1 protein-coding gene is annotated in these 280 nt (G+C 45.7%); it reads left to right on the forward strand.

The window, feature by feature from the left end; all coding sequences use genetic code 11:
• The coding region (locus ACFQ1U_RS13725; protein WP_386106473.1) for a cadherin repeat domain-containing protein at positions 1–280 on the forward strand (280 nt) is incomplete at both ends.

Here is a 280-nt window from a genome sequence, read left to right on the forward strand (position 1 = left end):
ACTACGACTATTGACTTAAGTGATGAGACCCAAACGGTTGATGAGAATACGGTTGCTACGGACACGCCAGTGTTAAGTGGTACGCCAATCGGAGTTGTTAGCTATGCAATTACAGGAGGAACAGATCAAGGCTTATTTAGTATTGATCCAGCGACAGGAGAAGTAACTTTACCAGCACAGGACTTTGAGAACCCAGCCGATAGCGATGGAGATAATGTTTATGTAGTAGAAGTAACGGGAACGGATGCAGATGGAAACCAGGCAGTAGGCACGGTAACCA

This window comes from Tenacibaculum geojense, assembly GCF_042676005.1.
Taxonomy (GTDB): Bacteria; Bacteroidota; Bacteroidia; order Flavobacteriales; family Flavobacteriaceae; genus Polaribacter; species Polaribacter geojense.